Origin of the sequence: Plantibacter sp. CFBP 13570 (assembly GCF_014841395.1) — a bacterium.
Lineage (GTDB): Bacteria > Actinomycetota > Actinomycetes > Actinomycetales > Microbacteriaceae > Plantibacter > Plantibacter auratus.
The window spans coordinates 1-8,008 of the sequence record NZ_JACYTW010000100.1 but is presented as its reverse complement, the minus strand read 5'-3'; the positions used below and the strand labels follow the sequence as shown (position 1 = coordinate 8,008).

Genomic DNA, 8,008 nt, shown 5'->3' with positions numbered 1-8,008 from the left:
CGTCGTCGAGCCGGCGAGCCCGGCCGTCACCCCGCAGCCGCCCGTGCGCCGCCAGCCGCCGTCGAGCATCCCCGCCGCGTCCGCGCTGCCGGTCATCGCCAAGCCGCCGATCCGGAAGCTCGCGAAAGACCTCGAGGTCGACCTCACGGCCATCGAGGGCACCGGGCTCGCGGGGGAGATCACCCGCGACGACGTCATCCGTGAGGCCAGCCAGGCGAGCGTGTTCCGCAACATCGAGACGCCGGAGTGGGCCGACGAGCGCGAGGAGCGCATCCCGGTCAAGGGCGTCCGCAAGGCCATCGCGACGGCCATGACCCGCAGCGCCTTCACCGCGCCGCACGTCTCCCTCTTCGTCGACGTCGACGCGACGCGCACGATGGAGTTCGTCAAGCGTCTGAAGAACTCGACGGACTTCGCCGGCGTCAAGGTCTCGCCGCTGCTCATCATGGCCAAGGCGATGATCTGGGCGGTCCGCCGCAACCCCACGGTCAACAGCGAGTGGACGGACCAGGAGATCATCGTCCGCCACTACGTGAACCTCGGCGTGGCCGCCGCGACACCGCGCGGACTGATCGTCCCGAACGTCAAGGAGGCGCAGGCGATGAGCCTGCTCGAGCTGGCGCGAGCCCTCGAGACCCTCACCCTCACGGCCCGCGACGGTAAGACGCCGCCCGCCGACCAGCAGAACGGCACGATCACGGTGACGAACATCGGTGTCTTCGGCATGGACACCGGTACCCCGATCCTCAACCCGGGCGAGGTCGGCATCGTCGCGCTCGGCACGATCAAGCAGAAGCCGTGGGTCGTCGACGGCGAGGTGCGCAGTCGGTTCGTGACGACGCTCGGTGCCTCCTTCGACCACCGCGTGGTGGACGGCGACGTCGCGAGCCGCTTCCTGGCGGACGTCGCGTCGATCATCGAGGAGCCGGCGCTGCTGCTCGACTGAGTACACCTGCTCAGGAACCTTCCAGCCGGGCGATTTTGAGAATCAGTATCAATAGGCGTACCGTTGGCCTTCTCACCCCGATCGAGAAGGTTCATCAATGCGCGCTCGCACCCTGCTCCCAACCTTGGCCATCTTCCCGGCAGCCGCCCTCGTCCTCGCGGGCTGCTCCGGCAGCGGCGCGTCGGGCGCGGCCGACGACGGCAAGATCACCATCGTCGCCTCCACGAACGTCTACGGCGACATCGCCTCGAAGATCGGCGGCAAGGACGTCGAGGTGACCTCGCTCATCTCCTCGGCAGCCCAGGACCCGCATTCCTACGAGGCGAGCACGCAGGACCAGCTCTCCATCAAGAACGCCGACCTCGTCATCGAGAACGGCGGCGGCTACGACCCGTTCGTCGACACGCTCCTCGACGCCGCCAAGAACGAGTCCGTCGAGGTCGTCAACGTCGTCGACCTGTCGGGCCTCGCCCCGGACGAGGACCACGCCGACGAGCAGCACACGGACGAGGCGCACGCCGAGGACGACGGCCACGACCACATCGAGGGCTTCAACGAGCACGTCTGGTACAGCTTCCCGACGATGGCGAAGCTCGCCGACGAGCTGGCCAAGGAGCTCGGCGAACTCGATAGCGCGCACGCCGCCACGTACACCGCGAACGCGAAGGCCTTCACGGAGTCCCTCGGCACGATCGAGACGGCCCAGGCCGCGATCAAGACCGCACACGACGGCGAGGGCGTCGCCATCACCGAGCCCGTCCCGCTCTACCTGCTCGAGGGCGCCGGACTCGTGAACCGCACCCCCGAGGCGTTCAGCGAGGCGATCGAGGAAGGCACCGACGTGTCACCGACCGTCCTCAAGGAGACGCTCGACCTCTTCGGCGGCGGATCGGTCGCGCTGCTTGCCTACAATGAGCAGACGAGTGGCGGCGAGACCGAACAGGTCAAGACCGCCGCGGAGAACGCAGGCGTGCCGGTGCTGTCATTCACCGAGACCCTCCCGGACGGCAAGGACTACCTCTCGTGGATGACCGAGAACGTCGACGCCGTGGCGGACGCACTGAATCGATGACCAGCGGTCCGACCGACGGCTCAGGCCCCGTCGACGTCCTCGCGCTCGCCGGGGCCGAGCTCGGGTTCGGCGGACGCACGCTCTGGGACGGCCTCGACCTCTCGGTGCGCCCGGGGGAGTTCCTCGCCGTGCTCGGCCCGAACGGCTCCGGCAAGACGAGTCTGCTGCGCACCATCCTCGGGCAGCAGCAGCTCGACCGCGGGACCATCCGGGTCGCCGGAGGCCCGGTGCACCGCGGCGACCGCCGCATCGGCTACATCCCGCAGCAGAAGCTCATCCCCGCCGGCACGCCGATGCGCGGTCGCGATCTCGTCGCCCTCGGCGTCGACGGCCACCGGTTCGGACTCCCCATCCGCACTGCTGCGACGAAGCGTCGGGTCGACGAGCTGATCGCCTCCGTCGGCGCGACCGCCTACGCTGACGGCGCGGTGGGCACCCTGTCCGGCGGTGAGCAGCAGCGGCTCCGCGTCGCCCAGGCGCTCGCGGACGACCCGATCCTCCTCCTCTGCGACGAACCACTGCTCAGCCTCGACCTCCAGCATCAGCGCGGGGTCAGCGAACTCATCGACCGTCGTCGGCGCGAGCACGACACCGCGGTGGTCTTCGTCACCCACGACGTGAACCCGGTGCTCCCCATGGTCGACCGCATCCTGTACCTCGCGGGCGGGCGGTTCCGGGAGGGCACCCCCGACGAGGTGCTCCGCAGCGAGGTGCTGTCGGAGCTCTACGGCACGCCCGTCGACGTGCTCCGCAGTCACGGCCGGGTCGTCGTGGTCGGCATCCCCGACAGCGAGACCCACCACCACCATCACCATGACGATCCGCACACCGGTGCGGTGGGGGTCGGCGCATGAACACCGACGACCTCTGGGGACGCCTGTTCAACTTCCAGGACTACGGCGCACTCCTCGAACTCGTGCAGAACTCGATCATCGCCGGCGCGGTCCTGGGCATCGTCGGCGGCCTCATCGGTGTGTTCGTGATGCAGCGGGACATGGCGTTCGCGGTGCACGGGATCAGCGAGCTGTCCTTCGCCGGTGCTGCCGGTGCGCTGCTGTTCGGGGCGAACGTCGTCGTCGGGTCCCTCGCGGGGTCCCTCGTCGCCGCGATCCTCATCGGCCTGCTCGGCTCGAAGGCGCGCGACCGCAACTCGATCATCGGGGTGCTCATGCCGTTCGGCCTCGGCCTCGGCATCCTCTTCCTCGCGCTCTATCCGGGCCGGAGTGCCAACAAGTTCGGGCTCCTCACCGGGCAGATCGTGTCGGTCGACGACCCGCAGCTCGGCCTGCTCATCGTCATCAGCATCGTCGTGCTGGTCGCGCTCCTCCTCCTGTGGCGACCCCTCAGCTTCGACAGCCTCGACCCGGACGTCGCCGCAGCACGCGGGGTGCCGAGCCGGTTCGTCTCGCTCGCCTTCATGGTGCTGCTCGGGCTCACCGTCGCGGTATCGGTGCAGATCATCGGTGCGCTGCTCGTCCTCGCGCTGCTCGTGACACCTGCTGCCGCGGCGCTCCGGGTGTCGTCGTCGCCCGTCCTCGTCCCGGTGTTGAGCATGCTCTTCGGCTTCGTCTCGGCGGTCGGTGGCATCCTGCTCGCCATCGGTGGATCGCTCCCGATCAGCCCCTACATCACGACGATCTCCTTCCTCATCTACCTCGTCTGCCGCATCGTCGGGCCGCGCACCGCGTCCGGACGACGTGGTCGTCGGGCACCCGTCGGCGAGACGCGGCACGCCCAGGTCGTGCGATGACCGTGGACTGTGCACCGCGTCCGCGCGGAGCTGCTTCGGAGCGTCCTCCGAGCGGTTCCCGGGTACCCTTGAAGCGACAGGCAGGAGCACCCGTGGCGAAGCGCAACACCTGGCAGCGAGAAGCTGTCCGCGAGGCCCTCGGCGGCAACGACGGATTCATCAGCGCTCAGGGTCTGCACGCCGAACTCCGCGACACCGGTTCGCCGATCGGGCTCGCGACCGTGTACCGCGCCCTCTCCGACCTCGCGGTCGAGGGCGAAGCGGACTCCCTGCAGTCGCCTGAGGGCGAGAACCTCTACCGCGCCTGCACGCCGGGCACGCACCACCACCACCTCATCTGCCGCAACTGTGGTCTCACCATCGAGATCGAGGCCGACGAGGTCGAAGCCTGGGCGCGCTCGGTCGCGTCGCAGCACGGGTTCACCGAGGCGAAGCACGTCGTCGACGTCTTCGGGCTCTGCGAGAACTGCTCGGCGGCGGCCCAGCGCGCGTGAGGCCGGAGTGAGCAGGACGACCGGAACCCTCGGGGTCGACGACGACTGGACCGCGCCCGACGACGACGGCGCGGAGCACTGGGGTCGCACCGAGGGGCGTGATCCACGGAACCTGCGGACACCGCTCCTGATCGGCGTCGCACTGCTCGTGGTGGTCGGACTCTTCGTGCTCCGGGCGCTCATGCCGCTCGGTGAGGCGCTCACCCCGCCCACCGCGGTGCGCGACTTCGTGACGCTGACGCTCAGCGTGGTGGTGGAGTCGCTGCCGTTCGTGGTGCTCGGCATCGTGCTGTCGATCCTCGTGCAGATCTGGCTTCCCGACGGCTGGCTCGAGCGGTGGTTGCCGACGCAGCCGATCCTCCGCCGGGCCTGCATCTCGCTGCTCGGCATGTTCCTGCCGGTCTGCGAGTGCGGCAACGTCCCGCTCGCCCGCGGCCTCATCGTGCGCGGGTTCACGGTGCCGGAGTCGATCACCTTCCTGCTCGCGGCGCCGATCCTCAACCCGATCGTCATCGTCACGACGCATCAGGCCTTCGGCTGGGACGGCGGGATCCTCGTCGCCCGGCTGGTCGGCGGGTTCCTGCTCGCGAACCTCATCGGGTGGCTCTTCAGCAAGCACCCCGACCGCAGCTCGCTGCTCACACCGACCTTCCAGGCCAGCTGCGAGGTGACCGAGCAGCACGGGCACGAGCACACGAAGGTGGAGCGCAGCCTGCAGCAGTTCGTCGCCGAGGCGCGCGCGATCATGCCGGCGCTGCTCATCGGGTCCGCCGTCGCCGGCGCCGTGCAGGTGCTCGTGCCGCGCGAGGTGCTCGTCACCCTCGGCGCGAACCCCGTCTGGTCGGTGCTCGCGATGATGACGCTCGCCGTGATCGTCTCGATCTGCTCGAACGTCGACGCCTTCTTCGTGCTGTCCTTCGGATCGACGTTCATGCCCGGCTCGATCGTCGCCTTCCTCGTCCTCGGCCCCGTCGTCGACGTCAAGATGCTCGCACTCATGCGCACCACCTACACGACCAGGACCCTCGTGATCATCACCGCGGTCGCCGTGCTGTTCTCGGCGGCCCTCGGATTCGGAGTGAACGCCCTTGCCTGATCAGAACGCCACCCACGGACACGCGCGCGCCGAGACGTCGACGGCCGGCGATCGCCGCGTCCCACTGCTCGAACGCCTCCGGCAGCGATGGTGGGGCGTGCTGCTGCTCGTCACCGCCGCCGTGTGCATCCTCTGGCTCGCGCTGACCGATCGCCTTGGGCTCTACATCCACCCGCGATACTTCGTCTTCACCGTCATCATGGCGCTCATCGCGGTCGCGCTCGGCATCGTCAGCGTCCTCGTCCACGTGGACGTCGAGGAGGTGCCGAAGCGTCGCGGGCGAACGGCGCTGCAGCTCGCCTCCGTCGTGGGCAGTCTCGCGGTGGTCGGCGCGATGGTGGTGCTGCCGCCGTCGACGCTCTCGGTCGCGACGGCCGACCAGCGCGCGGTGAACTCCGGCACGCTCGCGGGTGAGGTCCAGGGGCAGGACGCCCAGACGGTGCTGACCTCGAACCCGGACTTCAGCACCTTCGGCATCAAGGACTGGGCCACGCTGTTGCGCCAGACGACGCGTCCCGCCGACCTCGAGGGGCGCGCCTTCACCGGGGTCGGCTTCGTGATCGCCGATCCGGACGCGGCCGACGTCTTCTACGTCTCTCGGTTCGTCGTGAACTGCTGCGCCGTGGACGCCCAGCCGGTCGGTGTGCCCGTGCAGCTCGACGGCTGGGACCAACAGCTCAAGCCCGGCGACTGGGTCGAGGTCTCGGGGGCGCTCACCGCGAGCGACGCCTCGCATCTGCCGTTGGTGGTCGGGACGGCGAAGGTCGACAAGGTCGAGGAGCCGGCGGACCCGTATGACTACTGATCGCCGGGATGCTGCACGAGGCCGGTCGACGCAGGCCGCCGGCGACCGGAGCGGTTTCGGCCGACTGGTCGCGATCGTGCTGATCGCGCTCGTCGTCATCGGCGGCGGCGCGGCCGTCGTGGGCTTGACCCAGGGGCCGAAGCTCGTCCGCACGGTGGTCGACCCGACCGGACTCGTGGAGTCCTGGGGCCAGCGGGTCGTCCTGGCGGTGAACCAACCGATCGCGGATCTCGGGTCGGACCGGGTGCGGATCGAGCCGGCAGCAGACTTCGACGTCAGTACCGGGGCCGGCGGCATCACGCTGGTGTTCCCCGAGCCGCTCGCCTATGCGACGGACTACCGGATCACGGTCGACGGTGTCACCGCGCCGGGTGGCGGACCGGCCGCCACGCTCACCACGTCGTTCTCGACGCCGCCCGTCGAGGGGTTCTCCCTCGTGCGGAGTCCGGTCAAGGACGGCGGCTCGGCGGCGACGAAGCAGGATGACCGGATCGTGCGCCTCTCGATCGGCGGTGGTGAACCCGAGACCGCGTACGAAGCGGCGAAGATCCAGGAGTTCGCGACGATCGGTGACTCCCTGATCGTCGTGCAGCAGGAGACGATTGGGCTCGGTCGCATCGTGGTGGTGGACACGACCGATGGGAGTACCCAGGAGGTGGCCCTTCCGATGGGTGGGATGATCACCTCCTTGCAGACCGCTCCGGCGCAGAGTCGGGTGGGCTTCCTGTTCACGGAGCAGTCGTTCGGTCGCGATGGCGGCGACAACCTCACGTTGTACTCGTTCGAGCTGCGGCAGGGGAAACCGACGGAGGCCGCCCGGGTCGGCGGGATCGACGGGGCTGCGGTCCAGGCGGCGGAGTGGTCGTTCGTGCCCCGGACCTCCTCGATGCTCGTCCGCACGGTGGACAACTCGCTCGAGCTGCTCGATCCTGCTGCGACGACCGATCCGGTGCTGCTCGGCCGGGCCTCCCTCATCTCGAGCTACATCCCGGGCACCACCAAGGTCGTCATCGAGCAGGTCGACGGTGTGGTCGTGCTCGACCTCGCGACGGGGAAGAGCGAACCGTTCGTCCTGCCCTCGGTGGCGCCCACCGAGATCCCTGGACAACTCGTCGCACTGTCCGAGTCCCTGTCGGCCAGGATCTACGCCGACTACGACCGCTCCGCCGGAACCACGGAGCAGCGGGTACTGGCGATCAAGGACGGCGCGACCGCCGAGCTCTATCGACCTGAGCCGGGTGCCGTCATCTGGTCACTGTGCGCGAGCCCGAACGCGGAGTACGTCGCGGTCGTCGTCGTCCCCGACTTCGCGAAGGCCGGCTTCGACGGGTACGCCAACGCGCCGATGCCCAACGGTCCCGAGATCGAGGTCGTCGACGCCCGCACCGGCACGGTGGTCGGGACGCAGGCCGGGTTCGACCTGTCCTGGTGCGCCGGCACGGGTGTCGCACAGTGACCCTGTGCCGACCCGTTCGAGGCCGCCTCGGCGAAAACCGCGTGATTCCGGGCGACACGCCCGGGATGCAAGCGGAATTTGCCACGATCCCGAGACACACGTAGAGTAATCACTCGTCACCCCAAAGGTGCGGGAAGCGGAAGAGCTTCTCGGCCTCAAGCGGGGACAATCCCCAGCCAAAAGCGAGAACATTTCGATGTTATCGTTTCAAGTCTCGGTTGGATGACTTCCTCCTGGTGTCACTCGTGCTCAGCATGACTCTGTTCGCAGAGCGGCTGAAACGCCGAGTTGACAACAAACCGGGAAGATGTAAGATAGAGAAGTTGCCCTGCAGGGCGGTCGTGATGGCCAAAGGCAGGAGCATCCGATCCTTGAGAACTCAACAGCGT

8 protein-coding genes are annotated in these 8,008 nt (G+C 68.8%); all 8 read left to right on the top strand.

The window, feature by feature from the left end; all coding sequences use genetic code 11:
* Positions 1-946 (top strand): dihydrolipoamide acetyltransferase family protein (locus IFT89_RS19040; protein ID WP_202939749.1); only part of this gene is annotated, 946 nt, incomplete at its 5' end.
* 97 nt (positions 947-1,043) lie between these two features.
* Positions 1,044-2,018 carry a metal ABC transporter solute-binding protein, Zn/Mn family gene (locus tag IFT89_RS19035; protein WP_202939748.1) on the top strand — a complete coding sequence of 325 codons (975 nt, stop codon included), beginning with the start codon at positions 1,044-1,046 and terminating at the stop codon, positions 2,016-2,018.
* The gene (locus tag IFT89_RS19030; protein ID WP_202939747.1) at positions 2,015-2,872 is read left to right on the top strand and encodes a metal ABC transporter ATP-binding protein; all 858 of its coding nucleotides are present in this window, start codon (positions 2,015-2,017) and stop codon (positions 2,870-2,872) included. The genes IFT89_RS19035 and IFT89_RS19030 overlap by 4 nt, the downstream gene beginning before the upstream one ends.
* Positions 2,869-3,768 carry a metal ABC transporter permease gene (locus IFT89_RS19025; protein ID WP_202939746.1) on the top strand — a complete coding sequence of 300 codons (900 nt, stop codon included), beginning with the start codon at positions 2,869-2,871 and terminating at the stop codon, positions 3,766-3,768. Before IFT89_RS19030 ends, IFT89_RS19025 begins: the two co-directional genes overlap by 4 nt.
* A 92-nt stretch (positions 3,769-3,860) precedes the next feature.
* Positions 3,861-4,262, top strand: a complete 402-nt coding sequence (locus IFT89_RS19020) for a Fur family transcriptional regulator (protein ID WP_079704165.1) — start codon at positions 3,861-3,863, stop codon at positions 4,260-4,262.
* A gap of 7 nt (positions 4,263-4,269) precedes the next feature.
* On the top strand, positions 4,270-5,358 hold the full coding sequence (locus tag IFT89_RS19015; RefSeq protein WP_374190806.1) for a permease: 1,089 nt from the start codon (positions 4,270-4,272) through the stop codon (positions 5,356-5,358).
* On the top strand, positions 5,351-6,163 hold the full coding sequence (locus IFT89_RS19010; protein WP_244650863.1) for a TIGR03943 family putative permease subunit: 813 nt from the start codon (positions 5,351-5,353) through the stop codon (positions 6,161-6,163). The genes IFT89_RS19015 and IFT89_RS19010 overlap by 8 nt, the downstream gene beginning before the upstream one ends.
* Positions 6,153-7,619: a hypothetical protein gene (locus IFT89_RS19005; RefSeq protein WP_202939745.1), complete on the top strand. Its 1,467-nt coding sequence runs from the start codon at positions 6,153-6,155 to the stop codon at positions 7,617-7,619. Before IFT89_RS19010 ends, IFT89_RS19005 begins: the two co-directional genes overlap by 11 nt.
* Positions 7,620-8,008: the final 389 nt, after the last annotated feature.

Coding starts and splice junctions, on each gene's coding strand:
- IFT89_RS19025 (WP_202939746.1), top strand. CDS start 2,869: ATGAACACCGACGACCTCTGGGGACGCCTGTTCAACTTCCAGGACTAC.
- IFT89_RS19030 (WP_202939747.1), top strand. CDS start 2,015: ATGACCAGCGGTCCGACCGACGGCTCAGGCCCCGTCGACGTCCTCGCG.
- IFT89_RS19005 (WP_202939745.1), top strand. CDS start 6,153: ATGACTACTGATCGCCGGGATGCTGCACGAGGCCGGTCGACGCAGGCC.
- IFT89_RS19035 (WP_202939748.1), top strand. CDS start 1,044: ATGCGCGCTCGCACCCTGCTCCCAACCTTGGCCATCTTCCCGGCAGCC.